Origin of the sequence: Pseudomonas plecoglossicida NBRC 103162 = DSM 15088, assembly GCF_000730665.1 — a bacterium.
GTDB lineage: Bacteria > Pseudomonadota > Gammaproteobacteria > Pseudomonadales > Pseudomonadaceae > Aquipseudomonas > Aquipseudomonas plecoglossicida.
Genome location: NZ_BBIV01000011.1, coordinates 1 through 18,399, shown reverse-complemented (window position 1 = coordinate 18,399; position 18,399 = coordinate 1). Strand labels below are relative to the sequence as shown.

21 protein-coding genes are annotated in these 18,399 nt (G+C 63.0%); 12 read left to right on the top strand and 9 right to left on the bottom strand.

What is annotated here, in order from left to right:
* Positions 1–5: 5 nt before the first annotated feature.
* The 3 genes from rnk to cyaY all read right to left on the bottom strand — a co-directional run bounded on the left by rnk (position 6) and on the right by cyaY (position 1,095).
* Positions 6–416, bottom strand: coding sequence for a nucleoside diphosphate kinase regulator (rnk, locus tag PPL01S_RS08175; RefSeq protein WP_016394089.1), 411 nt, complete (start codon positions 414–416; stop codon positions 6–8).
* 132 nt (positions 417–548) lie between these two features.
* Entirely contained in the window at positions 549–761 is a 213-nt protein-coding gene (locus PPL01S_RS08170) for a DUF1289 domain-containing protein (RefSeq protein WP_016394088.1), read from the bottom strand.
* A gap of 1 nt (position 762) precedes the next feature.
* Positions 763–1,095, bottom strand: a complete 333-nt coding sequence (gene cyaY / locus PPL01S_RS08165) for an iron donor protein CyaY (RefSeq protein ID WP_016394087.1) — start codon at positions 1,093–1,095, stop codon at positions 763–765.
* A 188-nt stretch (positions 1,096–1,283) separates the two neighbouring features.
* On the opposite strand from cyaY, the gene lptM reads away from it, so the two are divergent.
* The 8 genes from lptM (at position 1,284) to PPL01S_RS24565 (ending at position 7,583) form a co-directional block, all read left to right on the top strand.
* Entirely contained in the window at positions 1,284–1,487 is a 204-nt protein-coding gene (gene lptM / locus PPL01S_RS08160; RefSeq protein ID WP_016394086.1) for an LPS translocon maturation chaperone LptM, read from the top strand.
* Positions 1,488–1,496: 9 nt separating this feature from the next.
* Positions 1,497–2,744, top strand: coding sequence for a diaminopimelate decarboxylase (lysA, locus tag PPL01S_RS08155; protein WP_016394085.1), 1,248 nt, complete (start codon positions 1,497–1,499; stop codon positions 2,742–2,744).
* Between the two features lie 4 nt (positions 2,745–2,748).
* On the top strand, positions 2,749–3,579 hold the full coding sequence (dapF, locus tag PPL01S_RS08150) for a diaminopimelate epimerase (RefSeq protein ID WP_016394084.1): 831 nt from the start codon (positions 2,749–2,751) through the stop codon (positions 3,577–3,579).
* 13 nt (positions 3,580–3,592) lie between these two features.
* The gene (locus tag PPL01S_RS08145; protein WP_016394083.1) at positions 3,593–4,303 is read left to right on the top strand and encodes a DUF484 family protein; all 711 of its coding nucleotides are present in this window, start codon (positions 3,593–3,595) and stop codon (positions 4,301–4,303) included.
* A complete protein-coding gene (gene xerC, locus PPL01S_RS08140) occupies positions 4,303–5,202 on the top strand; it encodes a tyrosine recombinase XerC (RefSeq protein ID WP_016394082.1) in 900 nt (299 codons plus the stop codon). The genes PPL01S_RS08145 and xerC overlap by 1 nt, the downstream gene beginning before the upstream one ends.
* On the top strand, positions 5,199–5,894 hold the full coding sequence (locus tag PPL01S_RS08135; protein WP_016394081.1) for an HAD family hydrolase: 696 nt from the start codon (positions 5,199–5,201) through the stop codon (positions 5,892–5,894). Before xerC ends, PPL01S_RS08135 begins: the two co-directional genes overlap by 4 nt.
* A gap of 319 nt (positions 5,895–6,213) precedes the next feature.
* Positions 6,214–7,449: an autotransporter-associated beta strand repeat-containing protein gene (locus PPL01S_RS08130; RefSeq protein ID WP_028625560.1), complete on the top strand. Its 1,236-nt coding sequence runs from the start codon at positions 6,214–6,216 to the stop codon at positions 7,447–7,449.
* 11 nt (positions 7,450–7,460) lie between these two features.
* Positions 7,461–7,583 (top strand): autotransporter-associated beta strand repeat-containing protein, encoded by a 123-nt coding sequence (locus PPL01S_RS24565; protein WP_016394079.1) that lies wholly within the window; start codon positions 7,461–7,463, stop codon positions 7,581–7,583.
* Positions 7,584–7,658: 75 nt separating this feature from the next.
* Here PPL01S_RS24565 and sutA read toward each other — a convergent pair whose 3' ends face one another.
* From sutA to glnK, 3 genes are all read right to left on the bottom strand, one after another.
* Positions 7,659–7,988: a dormancy-specific transcriptional regulator SutA gene (gene sutA, locus PPL01S_RS08125; RefSeq protein WP_011536349.1), complete on the bottom strand. Its 330-nt coding sequence runs from the start codon at positions 7,986–7,988 to the stop codon at positions 7,659–7,661.
* A gap of 428 nt (positions 7,989–8,416) precedes the next feature.
* Positions 8,417–9,748 carry an ammonium transporter gene (locus tag PPL01S_RS08120; protein ID WP_028625561.1) on the bottom strand — a complete coding sequence of 444 codons (1,332 nt, stop codon included), beginning with the start codon at positions 9,746–9,748 and terminating at the stop codon, positions 8,417–8,419.
* Positions 9,749–9,795: 47 nt separating this feature from the next.
* On the bottom strand, positions 9,796–10,134 hold the full coding sequence (gene glnK, locus PPL01S_RS08115) for a P-II family nitrogen regulator (protein ID WP_002555808.1): 339 nt from the start codon (positions 10,132–10,134) through the stop codon (positions 9,796–9,798).
* Positions 10,135–10,497: 363 nt separating this feature from the next.
* Here glnK and PPL01S_RS08110 point away from each other — a divergent pair, with 363 nt between their 5' ends.
* Both PPL01S_RS08110 and PPL01S_RS08105 read left to right on the top strand, forming a co-directional pair.
* Positions 10,498–10,761 (top strand): accessory factor UbiK family protein, encoded by a 264-nt coding sequence (locus PPL01S_RS08110; protein ID WP_028625562.1) that lies wholly within the window; start codon positions 10,498–10,500, stop codon positions 10,759–10,761.
* Positions 10,762–10,786: 25 nt separating this feature from the next.
* A complete protein-coding gene (locus PPL01S_RS08105) occupies positions 10,787–11,215 on the top strand; it encodes a TOBE domain-containing protein (protein WP_016394076.1) in 429 nt (142 codons plus the stop codon).
* A gap of 14 nt (positions 11,216–11,229) precedes the next feature.
* Here the strand turns inward: PPL01S_RS08105 and PPL01S_RS08100 are convergent, their stop codons facing one another.
* Positions 11,230–13,254: a DUF4034 domain-containing protein gene (locus tag PPL01S_RS08100; protein ID WP_016394075.1), complete on the bottom strand. Its 2,025-nt coding sequence runs from the start codon at positions 13,252–13,254 to the stop codon at positions 11,230–11,232.
* A gap of 254 nt (positions 13,255–13,508) precedes the next feature.
* Here PPL01S_RS08100 and PPL01S_RS08095 point away from each other — a divergent pair, with 254 nt between their 5' ends.
* Positions 13,509–14,999, top strand: coding sequence for a YifB family Mg chelatase-like AAA ATPase (locus PPL01S_RS08095; RefSeq protein ID WP_016394074.1), 1,491 nt, complete (start codon positions 13,509–13,511; stop codon positions 14,997–14,999).
* Positions 15,000–15,071: 72 nt separating this feature from the next.
* Here the strand turns inward: PPL01S_RS08095 and PPL01S_RS08090 are convergent, their stop codons facing one another.
* Together PPL01S_RS08090 and PPL01S_RS08085 are read right to left on the bottom strand one after the other, a co-directional pair.
* Entirely contained in the window at positions 15,072–15,344 is a 273-nt protein-coding gene (locus tag PPL01S_RS08090; protein ID WP_016394073.1) for a DUF3077 domain-containing protein, read from the bottom strand.
* 4 nt (positions 15,345–15,348) lie between these two features.
* A complete protein-coding gene (locus PPL01S_RS08085) occupies positions 15,349–15,618 on the bottom strand; it encodes a hypothetical protein (protein ID WP_016394072.1) in 270 nt (89 codons plus the stop codon).
* Positions 15,619–16,157: 539 nt separating this feature from the next.
* Between PPL01S_RS08085 and PPL01S_RS08080 the strand changes: the two genes are divergently transcribed.
* Positions 16,158–17,945, top strand: a complete 1,788-nt coding sequence (locus tag PPL01S_RS08080; RefSeq protein WP_016394071.1) for a monovalent cation:proton antiporter-2 (CPA2) family protein — start codon at positions 16,158–16,160, stop codon at positions 17,943–17,945.
* The last annotated feature ends 454 nt before the right edge of the window (positions 17,946–18,399 follow it).

Below are 18,399 nucleotides of genomic sequence, written 5' to 3'. Positions count from 1 at the left end.
GGAGATCAGAGGTCGAAATCCCCCGCGGCTTCCGGCTGATATTCGACCGCCAGCAACTTCAGTTTCAGGGTCTTGCCCCCAGGCGCCGGCCAGTCGATCTGCTCGCCCACCGACAAGCCCAGCAGCGCGCAACCAACCGGTGCCAGGATCGAGACCTTGCCTTCGCCGCCGGCGTCCTTCGGGTAGACCAGGGTCAGGTGGTAATCCTTGCCACTGGCCTCTTCGCGGCAATGCACGCGCGAATTCATGGTCACCACACCGGCGGGCACTTCCTCGTGACCGACCACTTTCTCGGCACGGTCAAGCTCCTCCTGCAAGGCGAGCACACCCGGGGTACTTTCATCGAGGCTGTCGATCAGACGCTCGAGACGCTGTACGTCCAATCGGGTGAGGATGAGGGAAGGCTTGGTGCTCATGATCCAGTCAGGCTCCTATGTACAGGCAGTTTTCTGTGGGCAGATAAAGCAAAACCCCGCCCAAGGGCGGGGTTTGTGAATGCTTTTGCGTCACCGACGCACAAACCGACACTACCACAGACAGGCAAATACTCAAGCCCGTGCGCGCAGGGCCTCGGCCTCGCGGCAGATCTGCCGACGGCGTTCGTCGTCTGCCGAGCGCCATTCGCGGATGTGCTCGACGTGGCGGTGGCAACCGGTGCAGACCTTGTGTTCATCCAGCCGGCAGACGCTGATGCATGGCGAAGGCACTGCAGGGCTGACGTTGCTGTACAGCGGCTTGGCTGGCCGCACCTGGGCAGTCATGTCAGATCTCGTCGAAGTCCAGCTTCTCGCCGGCCCGCTCCCAGACGATGCGCTCGAGCATTTCGCCCAGCAGCTCTTCGCTCTTCTCGCACACCCACTTGCCACTCTCTTCGTCGTAGTCGAAGTGGAAACCACCGGAACGATCGGCCAGCCACAGCTGGCGCAGCGGCTCCTGGCGGCTGAAGATCAAGTGGCTGCCGTTGTCGAACTTGACGGTGAGGACCCCGGCGGAATTCTCCATGTCCAGGTCCAGGCCGCTTTCGTCGAACAGGTCTTCCAGGGCCTGTTGGGTGGCGTCGACCAGATCATGGAAACGCGCTTCGCTCAAACTCATTGCAGGAACCTCGAAATTGGCTGCGTTACAGGCAAGCCGGGCACGATACGGGCGGTTGGCGCCGAATGCAAAGGTTAGCCGCTGACCCACAAGCATAGCCCGCCCGACGGACCGGCTCTTGCATAGGCAAGCCGCCGGTCGCTCGGTATACTCGGGCGCAATACTGCATATTTCAAAGGATTTCACCCATGAAGCGCCTGATTTCCTCACTAGCGGCGCTGGTCGCGGTTGCCTGCCTCGTTTCGGCCTGCGGTCAGAAAGGCCCCCTGTACCTGCCTGAAGACGGCAAGGATGGCAAAGGCAGCAACAAGTCACATCAGCACCAGCACGCGCCAGCGGTTCAGCCGCAGGACGAGCAGCCCATCGAGCCCGAGCAGTCGCCTGCGCAGTAAGGAAATCCAATGAACGCTTTCAATTACCGCGACGGTGAACTGCTCGCGGAAGGTGTGGCCCTGTCGGCCATCGCCGAACGTTTCGGCACCCCGACCTACGTGTACTCGCGCGCCCACATCGAGGCCCAGTACCGCAGCTATACCGATGCCCTGCAAGGCGTCGAGCACCTGGTCTGCTTCGCCGTAAAAGCCAACTCCAACCTTGGCGTGCTGAACATCCTGGCGCGCATGGGCGCAGGCTTCGACATCGTTTCCGGTGGCGAACTGGAGCGCGTGCTGGCCGCCGGCGGGCGTGCCGATCGCGTGGTGTTCTCGGGCGTGGGCAAGACCCGCGAAGACATGCGCCGGGCCCTGGAAGTCGGCGTGCACTGCTTCAACGTCGAGTCCAGCGACGAACTCGAGCGCCTGCAGGTCGTGGCCGCCGAGATGGGCAAGGTTGCCCCGGTCTCGGTGCGGGTCAACCCGGACGTCGATGCCGGTACCCACCCGTACATCTCCACCGGCCTCAAAGAGAACAAGTTCGGCATCGCCATCGCCGACGCCGAAGCCATCTACGTACGTGCCGCGCAGTTGCCTAACCTGGAAGTGGTCGGTGTCGACTGCCACATCGGCTCGCAGCTGACCAGCGTAGACCCGTTCCTCGACGCCCTCGACCGCCTGCTGGTGCTGGTCGACCGTCTCGCCGAATGTGGCATCCACCTGCGTCACCTGGACCTCGGCGGCGGTGTCGGGGTGCGTTATCGCGATGAAGAGCCGCCACTGGTGGCCGACTACATCAAGGCCATCCGCGAGCGCGTCGGCACCCGCGATCTGGCCCTGGTATTCGAGCCGGGCCGTTACATCGTGGCCAACGCCGGTGTCCTGCTGACCCGCGTGGAATACCTCAAGCACACCGAACACAAGGACTTCGCCATCATCGATGCGGCGATGAACGACCTGATCCGCCCGGCCCTGTACCAGGCCTGGATGGGCGTCAGTGCGGTCAAGCCGCGCGAAGGCGAAGGCCGTGCCTACGACCTGGTCGGGCCGATCTGCGAGACCGGCGACTTCCTGGCCAAGGACCGCCAGTTGAACCTCGCCGAAGGTGATCTGCTGGCTGTCCAGTCGGCGGGCGCCTATGGTTTTGTCATGAGCTCGAACTACAACACCCGTGGCCGTTGCGCAGAAATCCTGGTCGACGGCGACCAGGCCTTCGAAGTGCGCCGCCGCGAGACCGTCGCCGAACTGTACGCTGGCGAAAGCCTGCTGCCGGAGTGAACCCATGCTGCTGCGCTTTACCAAGATGCATGGGCTGGGCAACGACTTCATGGTCCTCGACCTGGTCAGCCAGCACGCTCACATCCAGCCCAAGCACGCCAAGCAATGGGGTGACCGCCACACCGGCATCGGTTTCGACCAGCTGCTGATCGTCGAGGCGCCGAACAATCCGGAAGTGGACTTCCGCTACCGGATCTTCAATGCCGATGGCTCCGAGGTCGAGCAGTGCGGCAACGGCGCGCGCTGCTTCGCCCGCTTCGTGCTGGACAAGCGCCTGACCGCGAAGAAACGCATCCGCGTGGAAACCAAGAGCGGCATCATCGTGCTGGACGTGCAGAACGATGGCCAGGTGAGTGTCGACATGGGCCCGCCGCGCTTCGTGCCAGGCGAGATCCCGTTCGTGGCCGATGAGCATGCGCTGAGCTACCCGCTGGAGGTCGACGGCCAGGTCCATTCGATTGCCGCCGTGTCCATGGGCAACCCGCATGCCGTGCTGCGCGTCGATGACGTGCGCACCGCACCTGTGCATACCCTCGGCCCGAAGATCGAGCACCACCCACGCTTCCCGCAACGGGTGAATGCCGGCTTCATCCAGGTCATCGACCGCCACCGCGCCAACCTGCGCGTATGGGAACGCGGTGCGGGCGAAACCCAGGCCTGCGGCACCGGTGCCTGCGCCGCTGCCGTGGCCGCGATCAGCCAGGGCTGGATGGATTCCCCGGTATCCCTGGACCTGCCCGGTGGCCGCCTGAACATCGAATGGGCCGGCCCCGGCAAACCCGTGTTGATGACCGGCCCGGCCGTGCGCGTCTACGAAGGACAGGTTCGTCTCTAAGCGAGTAACCGTCATGACCGATCAGCCCCAGGTTGTACCCCAGCAGTCCAGTGAGCTCGATGCCGAGGCGGTGGTCGCCTACTTGCGCGCCCACCCGACCTTCTTCGCCGAGCACGACGAGCTGCTGATCGAACAGCGCATTCCTCACCAGCGTGGCGACAGCGTGTCGCTGGTGGAGCGCCAGCTCAAGCTGCTGCGTGACCGCAACATCGAAATGCGCCATCGCCTGTCGCAACTGATGGACGTGGCCCGGGACAACGACCGGCTGTTCGACAAGACCCGCCGACTGATCCTCGACCTGCTCGACGCCGCGAGCCTGGAAGAAGTGGTGATGGCGGTCGAAGACAGCCTGCGCCAGGAGTTTCAGGTACCGTTCGTCAGCCTGATCCTGTTCGGCGACAACGCCGCCCCGGTCGGTCGCTGGGTCAGCAATACCGAGGCCCAACAGGCCATCGGCGGCTTGCTCGGCGGCGGCAAGACGGTCAGCGGCAACCTGCGCGAGAAAGAGCTGGCCTTCCTGTTCGGCGAGGAGCAGCGCCTCGAAGTGGGCTCCAGCGCCGTCGCGGCACTGGAATACCAAGGGCTTCACGGTGTGCTGGCGATCGGCAGCCGCGACCCGCAGCACTACAAGAGCAGCGTTGGCACCCTGTTCCTCGGCTATATCGCCGAAGTGCTGGGCCGGGTGGTCCCGCGCCTCACCCAGACCCTGCGTCCGGTGCGCTGATGGAACGCCAGCTGGAGGCTTATTGCGCACACCTGCGCAACGAGCGCCAGGTGTCGGAACACACCCTGCTGGCCTACCGACGCGACCTCGACAAGGTCATCGAATACTGCAACAGCCAAGGCATCGCAGGCTGGGGCGCACTGCAGATCCAGCAACTGCGCCAGCTGATCGCCCGCCAGCACCATCAGGGCCAGTCCTCGCGCAGCCTGGCGCGGCTGTTGTCGGCCGTTCGCGGCCTGTACCGCTACCTCAATCGCGAAGGCCTGTGCCAGCACGACCCGGCCAGCGGCCTGAGCGCGCCCAAGGGCGAGCGCCGGCTGCCCAAGGTGCTGGACACCGACCGCGCCCTGCAGTTGCTCGATGGCGGCGTCGACGATGACTTCATCGCCCGCCGTGACCAGGCCATCCTCGAGCTGTTCTATTCGTCCGGCCTGCGGCTTTCCGAGCTGACCAACCTCGACCTCGAACAACTCGACCTCGCCGCTGGCCTGGTCCAGGTGCTGGGCAAGGGCGGCAAGGCACGCGTGCTGCCGGTGGGCCGCAAGGCACGCGAGGCGCTGCAGGCGTGGTTCAAGCTGCGCGGCATCGGTGGCCCACGCGACAGCGCCGTGTTCATCACCCGCCAAGGCAATCGGCTCAGCCCCCGGGCCATCCAGATGCGGGTCAAGGCTGCCGGCGAGCGCGAGCTGGGCCAGCACCTGCACCCGCACATGCTTCGCCACTCCTTCGCCAGCCATGTGCTTGAATCGTCCCAGGACCTTCGCGCAGTGCAGGAAATGCTCGGCCATGCCGACATCAGCACCACGCAGATCTACACCCACCTGGACTTCCAGCACCTGGCCGCGGTGTACGACAGCGCCCACCCTCGGGCCAAACGCAGCAAAGGCACAGACTCATGAGCATCAAGCTGATCACCTTCGACCTCGACGACACCCTGTGGGATACCGCACCCGTCATCGCCAGCGCGGAAGTCGTGCTGCGCGACTGGCTGCAGGCCAATGCGCCGATCCTCGGTGGCGTGCCGGTAGAGCATCTGTTCGCCATCCGTGAACGCCTGGTGCAGGCCGAGCCGGGCCTCAAGCACCGGATCAGCGCCCTGCGCCGGCGGGTGCTGTTCCATGCCCTGGAAGAGGTCGGCTACAGCGAAAAGCACGCGCAGGAGCTGGCCAACGAAGGGTTCGAAGTGTTCCTGCATGCACGGCATCAGGTCGAGGTCTTCCCCGAGGTACAGCCGGTGCTGGAGATCCTGCGCCACCACTACACGCTGGGCGTGGTCACCAACGGCAATGCCGACGTGCGCCGCCTGGGGCTGGCGGACTACTTCAAGTTCGCCCTGTGTGCAGAAGACCTGGGGGTAGGCAAGCCAGACCCTGCGCCATTCATCGAGGCGTTGAAACGCGGCGAGGTCGAGGCCGGCGCGGCAGTGCATATCGGGGATCATCCCGGGGATGACATCGCTGGCGCCCAGCGGGCGGGCCTGCGAGCAGTCTGGTTCAATCCGCAGGGCAAGGATTGGGCTGGGGAGCGGGAGCCGGATGCACAGATTCAGCGCTTGTCCCAATTGCCTGATGTGCTTGCGCGCTGGCGCTGACCAGCGCTGCCCTACGCCATGCTCAACAATCCTGAAACTCAGGATTGGCTGATTTCCATCAAAGTTCGACACCCCTAACCTTGGACGCACTGGGTGTCGAACCTGTAAAGCCCGCAATCCACGTTTAGCGCTCTTGCGTTTCGACCACAGCCGAACTTGCTGCACCAAGACATTGAGTCATTCCTGAAACCTCAGGAGGCTTTTTCGTGCGCGAAGACCTGTTAAAAGAAACGACAACTTTTCCCGTCTTTAAATTAATGGGTCGCACTGGCATACCCCGCCAGGAAACGCGGCATCTCGCTATTCAATTTGAAGACAGATGAAGAAAAGAAACTATTGCACGTGCGACAAGAAGAGAAAAACCAGTAAACGGGTTGTCGTGGCTGCGATGGCCGGCAGCAGCCTGGTATTCGTCTCTCCCGCAGACGCCAACTGCGTTGCAACCACTACCTCCGTGATGTGCGACGCTGGCGATCCCTATACCTCGCCGATTGGCAGCAGGTCTGCTGTAGACGGATTCAATGTCGTGCTCGGTGCCGGTAGTCAACTCAACATTGGTGATGCTTCAGGCATCACGTTGGGCAACACTGGCTCCATTACCTTGCAACAGGGTGCGTCCGTCAGAAACACCGGCCAACAATCCTACGGAAGCTATGGAGCCGGCGAGGCGATCAACGCCATGGGCGACGGCAACACCATCTCGAACCGAGGCACGATCCGTGGCGGCGCAAGCTCGGCGATCTTCTTTGCAAACAGCGGTGCGCTGATTGGACATGGCCGGAACCGGATCGACAACTTCGGAACCATCATCGCCGGCGCGAACGGCGAGGCACTTGGCAGTTACGGAAGTGTAGGGATCGACTTCATCAATCGGCCCGGCTCGACAGTAGTGGGCAACCTGAACTTCCAAGGTGGTAATGACACTGTTGTTCTGGGCAATGATTCGACCTTCTCCGGAAACCTCGACGGTGGCGGCGGAACAAACACGTTGCGCCTGGACGCAGACCCCGGAAATTCAGACCTCTTGGCCGGGCAAGTCAAGAACTTCACATTCATCAACAAGACGGGGTTGGGTACCTGGACTTTAGGTGGGCAACTGCGGCCGAACGACAGAACCGCACAGGCGACCCTGGCCGTTCAAGCCGGCACCCTCCTCTTGGGGGCCAACTATAGCCACTTCACCGGCACTACCATCGTCGACAATGCCGGAACACTGATGGGGGCAGGCGAGCAATTTCCGCAGAACATCACTAACAATGGTCAGGTTCTATTTGATCAGCCAACGGACGCTGTCTATGGTGGCGTGATTTCCGGTACCGGGAGGGTGACCAAGTCCGGTTCCGGTGCACTCGCACTTGCCGGCAACAACACCTACGCTGGCGGCACCACCCTCGAGGCCGGCACGCTGGCACTGAGTGGCACGGGAACGCTGGGGGCCAGCACCGGCACAACGACCGTCCTGGGTGGCGCGCTCGATCTGGGTGGAACCACGCAAAGCCAGGCGGCGCTGAACCAGTTCGGCGGCACCGTGCGGGGCGGGACACTGACGCCCTGACCGACCAGAACGTGCCGGTCGCTGGCTTCGACAGCGGCTGGGACGGCAAGAGCCTGAGCAAGTCGGGTGGAGGCTTGCTGGTATTGTCGGCTGCCAATACCCATACCGGCGGCACGACAGTCGAGGCCTGGTAGGCACGAGCGTGCCGTGAGATTCGAGCAGCCAGAAAAAAGCCCGCAGCGACGGCGGGCTTTTTTGCATTCAGCCACTCAGATAGGGCGGCTGCCGTACTTGTTGTCCGGCTTCTTGGGCGGGTCGGCGACCACGTTGGCCTCGACTTCCTGCACCTTGCCACCACGCGACAGGAATTCTTCCATCGCCTTGGCCAGGGCATCACGCTCCTTCTGCTTGGCTTCCATGCTCGGCATCTCGTCTACCGAGACAGCCGCCTTGGACTTGCCCTTGGCAGCCGGTGCCGGGCTGCTGTCGTCATCGCCAGCATCTTCTGCACCATCGTCAGCCGCCGCTTCGAGGCCTTCATCAGCCTCGTCTTCGTCGCCTACTTCGAGGTCATCATTTTCCAGATCGTCGTCGCTCATGTTCTACCTCATGACTTGCGAAAAGCAGGTTAGTTATAGACCAGTGCAGCCGTAGACCGGCAGCCACCAGTGAAAATTCAACTGGCCGTGGGTTAGGCCACTGCCCTTGGGTCGGCGCTCCTGATGGGAGTCGCCACCCGGCAGGCCCTGCTCCTGGCAGGACCTGAAAAATCCTTGAACCCCTGCTGGCCACACGTTATTGGCAAGCCTAGCAAAGGCTGAGGGAGCGTGCGGACATCTCGTCTCACACCCCTCGGCGCGCATTCTAGCGCGCCCGTGGAAAAAGCAAAGCTCCATAAACGCCCTGCTTGTTGTAAGTTTTCGCCCTACGTCGCGAACGTGACGGATAAACCGTTTGCACTGCGGAAAAAGGCAAAAAACAGGCAAAAAAATGCCCGGCAAGCCGGGCAAGTTTTCCAGCGTCGCAGTTACAGGTTGTAGCCGCGTTCGTTGTGTTGAGCCAGGTCGAGGCCGACCGACTCTTCTTCTTCGTTTACCCGCAGGCCCATCACCACATCCAGCACCTTGAGGATCACGTAGGTGACGATGGCGGTGTAGACCACGGTGAAGATCACGCCCTTGGCCTGGATCCAGACCTGGGCCCCGATATCGGTGACCGCGCCGAAACCGCCCAGGGCCGGTGCCGCGAACACGCCGGTCAGGATGGCACCAATGATGCCGCCGATGCCGTGCACGCCGAACGCGTCGAGCGAGTCGTCATAGCCCAGCTTGCGCTTGAGGCTGGTGGCGCAGAAGTAGCAGATCACACCCGACGCCAGGCCGATCACCAGCGCGCCCATCGGGCCGACGGTGCCGGCCGCCGGAGTGATTGCGACCAGGCCTGCCACCACGCCGGAGGCGATGCCCAGGGCGCTGGGTTTGCCGTGGAAGATCCATTCGGCGAACATCCAGCCCAGCGCAGCGGCAGCGGTGGAGATCTGGGTCACCAGCATGGCCATGCCGGCAGTGCCATTGGCGGCCGCGGCGGAGCCTGCGTTGAAGCCGAACCAGCCGATCCACAGCATGGCCGCGCCCATCAGGGTGTAGCCCAGGTTGTGCGGCGCCATCGGGGTGGTCGGGTAGCCCTTGCGCTTGCCCAGCACCAGGCAGCACACCAGGCCAGCGACACCGGCATTGATGTGCACCACCGTACCGCCTGCGAAGTCGAGCACGCCCCAGTCCCACATCAGCGCGCCGTCACCGCTCCAGACCATGTGCGCGATGGGGGCGTAGACCAGGGTGAACCAGATGCCCATGAACACCAGCATCGCGGAGAACTTCATGCGCTCGGCGAAGGCACCGACGATCAGCGCCGGGGTGATGATGGCGAAGGTCATCTGGAAGGTGATGAAGACTGCCTCAGGGAACAGTGCGGCAGCAGAGGTCAGCCCCGATGGCGTCACGCCACTAAGGAAGGCCTTGGAGAAGCCACCGACAAAGGAATTGAAGTTGAGCACGCCCTTTTCCATACCGGTGGTATCGAAGGCCATGCTGTAGCCGTAGACGACCCAGAGAATGCTCATCAGGCCGGTGATGGCGAAACACTGCATCATGACCGACAGCACGTTCTTCGAACGCACCATGCCGCCGTAGAACAGGGCCAGGCCGGGGATGGTCATGAACAGCACCAGCGCCGTGGCCGTGAGCATCCAGGCGGTGTCCCCGGAGTTCAGCACCGGGGCAGTTTCCTCTGCCAGGGCAAGGCTCGGCATTACGAGGGACAATAGGGCTCCTAGCCCTGCGATCTTACGCAGAGTCATGTTGTTTTCTCCTGGGGCGTTGGGTTTGGTGAGGCTTTTTTCGGCGCTTAGATCGCGTCGGTATCGGTTTCGCCGGTACGGATGCGGATCGCCTGCTCCAGATTCACCACGAAGATCTTGCCGTCACCGATCTTGCCGGTGTTGGCAGCCTTGGTAATGGCTTCGATCACGCGGTCGAGGTCCTTGTCGTCGATGGCCACGTCGATCTTCACCTTGGGCAGGAAGTCGACCACGTACTCCGCACCGCGATACAGCTCGGTGTGGCCCTTCTGCCGGCCGAAGCCTTTGACTTCGGTGACGGTAATACCTTGCACGCCGATTTCCGACAGCGACTCGCGTACGTCGTCCAGCTTGAACGGCTTGATGATGGCTGTGACTAGCTTCATGAAACTCTCTCCCGATTTGGTGGACTTGCCCCAGGAAAACAAACCCGTCTCAAGTCTAAGCGCAGCGCCTGGCTTTGTAACGCGTCGTCGGCATCCCGCTCCGCGTGCGCACTGCCTGGTCACAAGGAACTGCATCAGTGCATGGCTCGCTCAGGTCTTTGCAGAAACCTTGCCAGTTCGCTTAAAACGCGGGAAAACAATGGCTTGAAGGAAACACTCGGGATTGGCCAGTCGCCAGCATGGAAAAGACGCACAACTTCGGTGCGCAGCAGCCTGGGGGCTGCTCGAAAAACGTGCAATCAAAGGCAGATTTTCACCGTGCTACACTGCGAGCCATTTCCCAGTATCAGTGGACAGCCGCACATGCTCGCGCCCAAAGCCCTTCTCGATGCCCTGAGCGACCAGGCCTCACGCCTGTTCAGCGGTGACACCGCACAGCCCCGCGCCGAACTGGAAAGCCAGTTCAAGGTGCTGATGCAAGGTGCCTTCAGCAAGCTCGACCTGGTCAGCCGCGAAGAATTCGACAGCCAGATGGTGGTCCTCGCGCGCACTCGCGCACGCCTGGAAGCCCTGGAAAAACAGGTTGCCGAGCTGGAAGCCCGGATTGCGCCAGCCGCACAGGAATAAACAATCGTCAAAGGAGTGCTTGAAGATGAAAGTCAGTGCCCGCAATGTCTTTGAAGGTACCGTCAGCGCCGTTCAGCCCGGTGCAGTCAACGCCGAGGTCGAACTGACCCTGGCTGGCGGCGAGAAGCTGGTGGCGGTCGTGACCATGACCAGCCTGCATAACCTTGGCATCAACGTTGGCAAGCAAGCTGTTGCGCTGGTCAAGGCGCCCTGGGTCGTGCTGATGACCGATGCAGCTGGCTACCGGCTCTCTGCGCGCAATGCCCTGGAAGGCGAAGTGGTGCGCATCGGCGACGGCGCGGTCAACGCCGAAGTGGTGCTGAAGCTGGCCGGTGGCACCGAAGTGTCCTCCATCGTCACCCGCGAAGCGGTGCAGGAGCTGGGCCTGGCGGCCGGCGTCAAGGCCACCGCGCTGATCAAGGCATCGCACATCATCCTCGGCGCCAAGCCCTAGAAAGAAAGCCTGCCTCAGGCAGAAGCCCGCTGGCGGTGCGATCTTGAGCCGCCAGCCGTTGGCGGCAGATCCCTGGCCTCCAGATCACCTCGAAACAGCGTTGCACCGCAAACGGTGATAAAGGTCTTCACCACGCTGTGCGCGTTCAGTATCTGCGCGCGTATCTGTTCGATGACAGGATCATCCGGCTGCAGCGCGACGGCTCGGTTGGCCCATTCGATGGCGGCGAAGCGGCTCTGCTTGCGCGTACCCTGCCCTTGCATCCAGGCAAGGCCGAGCTCTGCACAGGCCCGCCCGGCGATTCCCGCATCGGGGAACGCGACCAGCTCCAGCAGAAAGGCCACCCCCTCTTCACGCTCACGCACATCGCCATGCAGGCGTTGCAGTATGCCCAGCTGCAATCGTGCACGGCCATCGAGCTGCTCGTTGCCCAGGCAATCGAGCAGCATGCGCCTGACCGACAGCATCGCCCGCCGCTCATCCAGCCCGTCGCCATCACGCATGCGCTGGCAGGCCAGATCGTACTTGGCCATCTGGCTGCCTGACTGTGCGGCGCACAGCAACCAATGCGCCGCTGATGCAGCATCACGGTAGTGATCGGGGGTGTCGGCCAGGCGGCCGCAGTGCAGGGCATAGAGTGCGGCGGCGGCCTCCGGCAATTTGCGCTCGGCACATTGCTGGTAAAGGAAATACGCCGCCTCGTGCAGGTTCGCCGCCCACAGCAGGCGCGGCACTTCCAGCACATCGAAGCCCAGGCCCTCGCGCCCACGTTGGCGGTTGACCGCTGCGTCCAGCCACAGCTGCGCCTGCTCGGCAGATTGCCGGAAACCCCACAAGCCAAACTGGTGCCCTGCTGCGCGCAACGCGCAGGCCGCAACCTGCCTGCGGTTTTCACACAGACGCTCGATGGCGATGCGCAAGGCCGCAGTGACATTCTGCCCACCGTGAAACAGCACCAGGCATACGAAGCTGTGGAATGGCTCGCCGATGGCCTCGACGAAACCTTGGTCAGGGTAGAGCTCGACACTGGCAACGAAGTCCGGCAACGCACCCGGACAATCGCGCAGCGAGGCGTAGCGCAGAGCGCCACGCAAGGCCAGCAAGGTGGCGCGCTCCTTGGCCCGCAGATCATGCTTGACCCAGGCCTCGAAGGTTTGCTGCCACGCCAGGATGTGTTGCGACTGATCGGCTTTCGGTAGCCAGAACGCATCTTCAACGGCCAGCCAGCGGATGGCATTGCGCAGCCGCTCATCCCAGTTCTGGCAGTGTGGGCCGCCGGCGAGCTCATCGATTGCTTCGTAGCTCCCCCCCCATCGCGGGGTCAGATAGCGCGCACAGGCTTCGACGGCCTCGAAACATCCAGGCCGCCAGGCAAGGGCCTGACGCAGCCAGTAATCCTTGGCGCGCTCCCCTTCGGTCAGGCGTGGTTCGAGGCATCCGGGCAATGCCTGGGGCAACTCCACCAGCGGTGCCAGGCCATAGTTGACCAGCAGCGGCGCCGCTGCCTCCTGCACTTCCACGTCGGCGTGCGCGTTCGGCCGAAAGCGCGCCACCTGACCGCGGAAAAGTTCGCCCAGCCAGCCGGGCTCATGGAAATGCGCACAGATCTGCAGCATGCCGATAGCGGCAGCAACAGGTTGCGGGCTGCGCTCCATGGCCCGCAAGAAATGCGCCGCGCCCAGTTCACAGGCTTGCTCGGCAGCCAGACGGCGCTCTTGAGAAACGGCATCGGCCGCGCCAATGCCACGGATGCGACACGCCCGGTTGAAGCAGTGAAAGCCCATCGCGACCTGAGGGTGATAAGCCTTGGGACAGGCGTAGATCCACGCCTTGAGCAACTGTGTCAGCGCCTTGCTGCCGCCTACATCCCAGTCGACCAGCATATGCCCCTGGACGGCTTCCAGATATGCCGGGCACTCGCCCGATGGCGCCTGCTGCCACTGGCTTTGGAGGCGATCGAAGTAGCGGTCGAGTTCAACGAATTCATTGGCCTGCACCCGTTCACGGATCTGTTGGCGGGCGCGAATGAGTGTTTGCACAGGCAGTACCTTAAGTCCATTTATGGATCGCGTTGTCATCCGATGGCAACGGCAGCAACGCTTGAACACTAAGTCATGAATCGGCGCTGCGCAAAGTTATTGGATCCATTTTTTGCGAGAATTTGTGAAAAGGCAGGGAAAAGCCCTGGCCTGAAAAACCATGACGCACTCTTCTTGCGCGCTTGGTTGTCCTGCTCACTATGCTTGCCAAGGCCGCAGGAAGCGGCGCCTTCCTCAGTGACAACGGAGTGTCCATGTCCCTTGCCCTCGTCCACAGTCGCGCCCAGGTTGGCGTGCAGGCACCGTCGGTCAGCGTCGAAACCCATCTTGCCAACGGGCTGCCCCATCTCACCCTGGTCGGTCTGCCGGAGACCACGGTCAAGGAAAGCAAGGACCGCGTGCGCAGCGCCATCGTCAATTCCGGCTTGAACTACCCGCAACGGCGCATTACCCAGAACCTGGCCCCTGCCGACCTGCCCAAGGACGGTGGCCGTTACGACCTGGCAATCGCCTTGGGCATTCTTGCTGCCGACGCCCAGGTGCCGCTGGCAAGCCTGGAGGATATCGAATGCCTGGGCGAACTGGCGCTTTCCGGCAAACTGCGCCCTGTGCAGGGTGTGCTGCCGGCGGCCTTGGCCGCGCGCGAAGCCGGGCGGGCGTTGGTGGTGCCGCGGGAGAACGCCGAGGAAGCAAGCCTGGCTGGCGGGTTGCTGGTGTATGCGGTGGGTCACTTGCTGGAGCTGGTCGCCCACCTCAACGGGCAGGTGCCGTTGCCGCCTTTCTGCGCCAATGGCCTGGTTCTGCAGCACCAGCCCTACCCCGACCTGAGCGAAGTGCAGGGCCAGGTTGCCGCCAAGCGCGCCTTGCTGCTGGCGGCAGCCGGGGCGCACAACCTGCTTTTCACTGGCCCCCCAGGTACCGGCAAGACCTTGCTCGCCAGCCGCCTGCCCGGGTTGTTGCCGCCACTGGACGAGCACGAAGCCCTGGAGGTCGCGGCCATCCAGTCGGTGAGCGGGAAAACGCCATTACGCAGTTGGCCACAACGGCCATTTCGCCATCCCCATCACTCCGCATCAGGCCCGGCGCTGGTGGGTGGCAGCAGCCGGCCACAGCCCGGCGAAATCACCCTCGCGCACCATGGCGTGCTGTTTCTGGACGAGCTACCGGAGTTCGAGCGACGCGTGCTGGAAGTGCTGCGCGAGCCCCTGGAGTCCGGCGAAATCGTCATCGCACGGGCACGGGACAAAGTGCGCTTTCCCGCGCGTTTCCAGTTGGTGGCGGCCATGAACCCCTGCCCGTGTGGCTACCTTGGCGACCCTACTGGCCGCTGCCGCTGCAGCACCGAGCAGATCCAGCGCTACCGCAACAAACTCTCCGGCCCCTTGCTGGACCGTATCGACCTGCACCTGACCGTGGCCCGGGAAACCACCACGCTCGACCACCGCCCCAGCGGTGAAAACAGTGCTGAGGTGGCGGCCCGAGTGGCGCAGGCGCGTGAAGTGCAGCAGGCCCGGCAAGGGTGTGCCAATGCGTTTCTGGACCTTGAAGGGCTAAGGCAGCATTGCCCGCTGCAAGCGACTGACCAGGCCTGGCTGGAAAGTGCCTGCGAACGCCTGACGCTTTCCTTGCGCGCCGCCCACAGGCTGTTGAAGGTGGCACGCACGCTGGCCGACCTCGAAGGTGCCGGTTCGATTGCCCGAACTCACCTTGCCGAGGCACTGCAGTACCGTCCTGGCAGCCAGTAGGCCTTATCGCCGGCAAGCCGGCTCCCACAGGTGCCTGTAGGAGCTGGCTTGCCAGCGATTGGGCCCTGGAGGTCAATGCAGTCGGTTCTTGGCCACCTCGATATCGTTCATCAGCGCCTTGGCCATGGCACTCAGGTAGTCCGCTGCGCCGAGCAACTTGTGGTCATCTTCCATATCGCCCTCGCGGACCAGGTGCTTGATGTAACCCAGCAACACCGAGACCTGCTCGTAGGCATCATCGATCGGAATCCCAGGCTGCACCCGCAGCAGGTCAACCGGCGGATTGCCGACATCGAGGAAGGTCACCACGCCGACGGTGGCGAGGGCTTTGGTTTGGTCTGCCATCGCGTCATCCCTCCACCTGTTGGCCATACAGCCGAGCGTGCACATGCTCCACCAGCGAATAGGCGATCTCGCTGGCATGCATGGCATTGCTCAGCATGCTCAGGCCGTGTTCGCCGGCGCGGGAGCGGCAGTGCTCGTCGAGGGTTTCGATGACGCCGCGTAGCAACTCGCTGGCGTGGGCAAGGGCGTCAGGCGGGTACAGGTCGGATTGGACGGTGAAGAATGGGGTGGTGATAGGTTTACGGCGGGGTGGGTCGGGGACGATCTTCTTCATGGTGTAATTCCAGCTTCACAGGCAAAGGGAACTACCACCTGAATCTTTCTCATGGATTGAAGGTGGCAGCCGTACGCGGGTGTGAGAAAGCCGATAGAAGCTAGCAAACACTCGGCCAGGCGAAAGCCCGCCCACGTACGGCCACCATAACGGTGCTGCTAGCTGATCTGTCGGGTTCTCATGCCCGGTCGCCAGAGCGACCCGAAAACGTTATCCGTGAGGCATTTCCCCGACAACAGCGAAACTTCAGCAGCGCTCGTAGGATAATTCCCAAGCATGAAAAACCTGAAGCATTTGGTTTCAGGTTCAGAAAAATCTTACGGCTGCTGGCCCTATCGCTGGCAAGCCGGCTTGCCGGCGATAGGGCCCTCGAAGTCAATGCAGCCTGTTCTTGGACACCTCGATATAGCCCGCTGATTGTCCCCCTCAAAGGGACAATGTTTCTCCCATAACCCCGATTGTGCAAACCCTTCACGGTCCCCAGAATTGTCCGCCACACTGTTCTAACGCTGCCCCGGCAGCTCATGGAGTACGAGCCAATGCCACACGAAGGCAGCCTTCTGCAAACCGCGGTGATCTTCCTGCTCGCCGTCGTCCTCGCCGTCCCTCTGGCCAAGCGCCTGCAGCTGGGGGCCGTGATCGGCTACCTGCTCGCCGGCGTGGCCATCGGCCCGCAGGCCCTGGGCCTGATCCGCGACACCGAAAGCGTCGCGCACATCTCCGAACTGGGCGTGGTCCTGCTGCTGTTCATCATCGGCCTGGAACTGTCGCCCAAACGCCTGTGGCTGATGCGCAAATCAGTGTTTGGTGTCGGTACCGCCCAGGTCCTCCTGACCGGCGCGGTGATCGGCGCCATTGCCCTGTTCGGTTTCGGGCAGTCGCTGCCGGCCGCCGTAGTGCTTGCCCTGGGCCTGGCGCTGTCGTCCACCGCCCTGGGCCTGCAAAGCCTGGCCGAAAGCAAGCAGCTCAACGCCCCCCATGGCCGCCTGGCCTTTGCCATTCTGCTGTTCCAGGACATCGCCGCGATCCCGCTGATCGCGCTGGTGCCGCTGTTGGCGGCCAGTGGTCCGGACACCAGCCACGGCGACAGCCTGCAGCACGGCCTGAAAGTGTTCGCCAGCATCGCCATCGTCATCGTCGGCGGCCGCTATCTGCTACGCCCGGTGTTCCGCATCGTGGCCCGCACCGGCCTGCCGGAAGTGTCCACCGCCACCGCGCTGCTGGTGGTGATCGGTACGGCCTGGTTGATGGAGGAAGCCGGCATTTCCATGGCGTTGGGTGCATTCCTCGCCGGCCTGTTGCTGGCCGACTCGGAATACCGGCATGAACTGGAATCGCAGATCGAACCGTTCAAGGGCCTGCTGCTGGGGCTGTTCTTCATCAGCGTCGGCATGGGCGCCAACCTGCGCTTGCTGCTGGAAATGCCATTGCTGGTGCTGGGCCTGACGTTGCTGCTGGTGGCGGTCAAGCTGGTGCTGCTGATCGGCGTCGGGCGCATCGCCGGTGGCCTCAACAGCGCCAGCGCGCTGCGCCTGGGCATGGTGCTGGCAGCAGGTGGCGAATTTGCCTTCGTGGTGTTCAAGCTGGGCAAGGACCAGGGCTTGTTCGACACCCTGACCTACGACTTGCTGCTGATGACCATCACCCTGTCGATGGCCATCACCCCGCTGTTGATGCTCGGCTGTGCCCGCGCCCTCAATCGCCCGCAACCCCCGCGTGAAGTGCCCGAGCAATACAAGGCCATCGACGCCGGCACCCCGCGCGTGGTGATCGTCGGCATGGGCCGCATGGGGCAGATCGTGTCACGCATCCTGCGCGCGCAGAAGATCCCGTTCATTGCCCTGGAGACCTCGGTGGATGCCATCGAGATGACCCGCATGTTCGAACAGGCCCCGGTGTTCTACGGCGACCCGCTGCGCCCCGAGGTGCTGCATGCGGCCAAGGTCGGCGAGGCGGAGTACATCGTGATCACCACCGACGACCCCGAAGTGACCACGCGAACGGCTGAACGGGTCAAGCGTCTGTACCCCCACCTGAAAGTGCTGGCCCGAGCGCGCAACCGCCAGCATGTGCACAAGCTGGTGGATGTAGGGGCCGAACCGATCCGCGAGACCTTCTATTCGAGCCTGGAGATGACCCGGCGGGCGCTGGTCGGCCTGGGGCTGAGCGATGAGCAGGCGGCGGACCGCATCGAGCGCTTCACCCAGCATGACGAGGAAGTGCTGGTCACACAGGGCCAGGTGCGCAATGACCGCGCCAAGGTGATGCAGACGGCGAAGGAGGCGCGGGTGGAGTTGGAGCGGTTGTTCGATTCGGATGCGGATTGAGGGTGAGGGTGAGGGTGAGAGTCAGAGCGTTCGCCGTTAGTGATTCATCGTTCTCGAGATCGAGCGCCGCGCGGGCGGCGCTCGATCTCAATGACACCGGATGACTAACGACATGCGCCCAGCGGCCTCAATTACCTATTTGGCCAGCCGCGTCTCCAGCCTGAACGGCATCGAACTGGCAGAGGATTTGTCCAAGCACTGGCATTGAGTCAATGCCTGTGAATTGATGCTGCCAGCCATGGCCCTATCGCTGGCAAGCCAGCTCCCACAGATAATGCACTGCGCGGTCCTTGTGGGAGCCGGCTTGCCGGCGATAGGGCCACAGCAGACAACAAAAAAGGCCGGCCCCCAATGGGAGCCGGCCTTGTTGCATCACGCCGCCAGGTATTACTTGGCAGCAGTCAACGCGTTATAGCTGGTGATCAGGTTGCGGTAGTCCGGGATGTGATTGGAA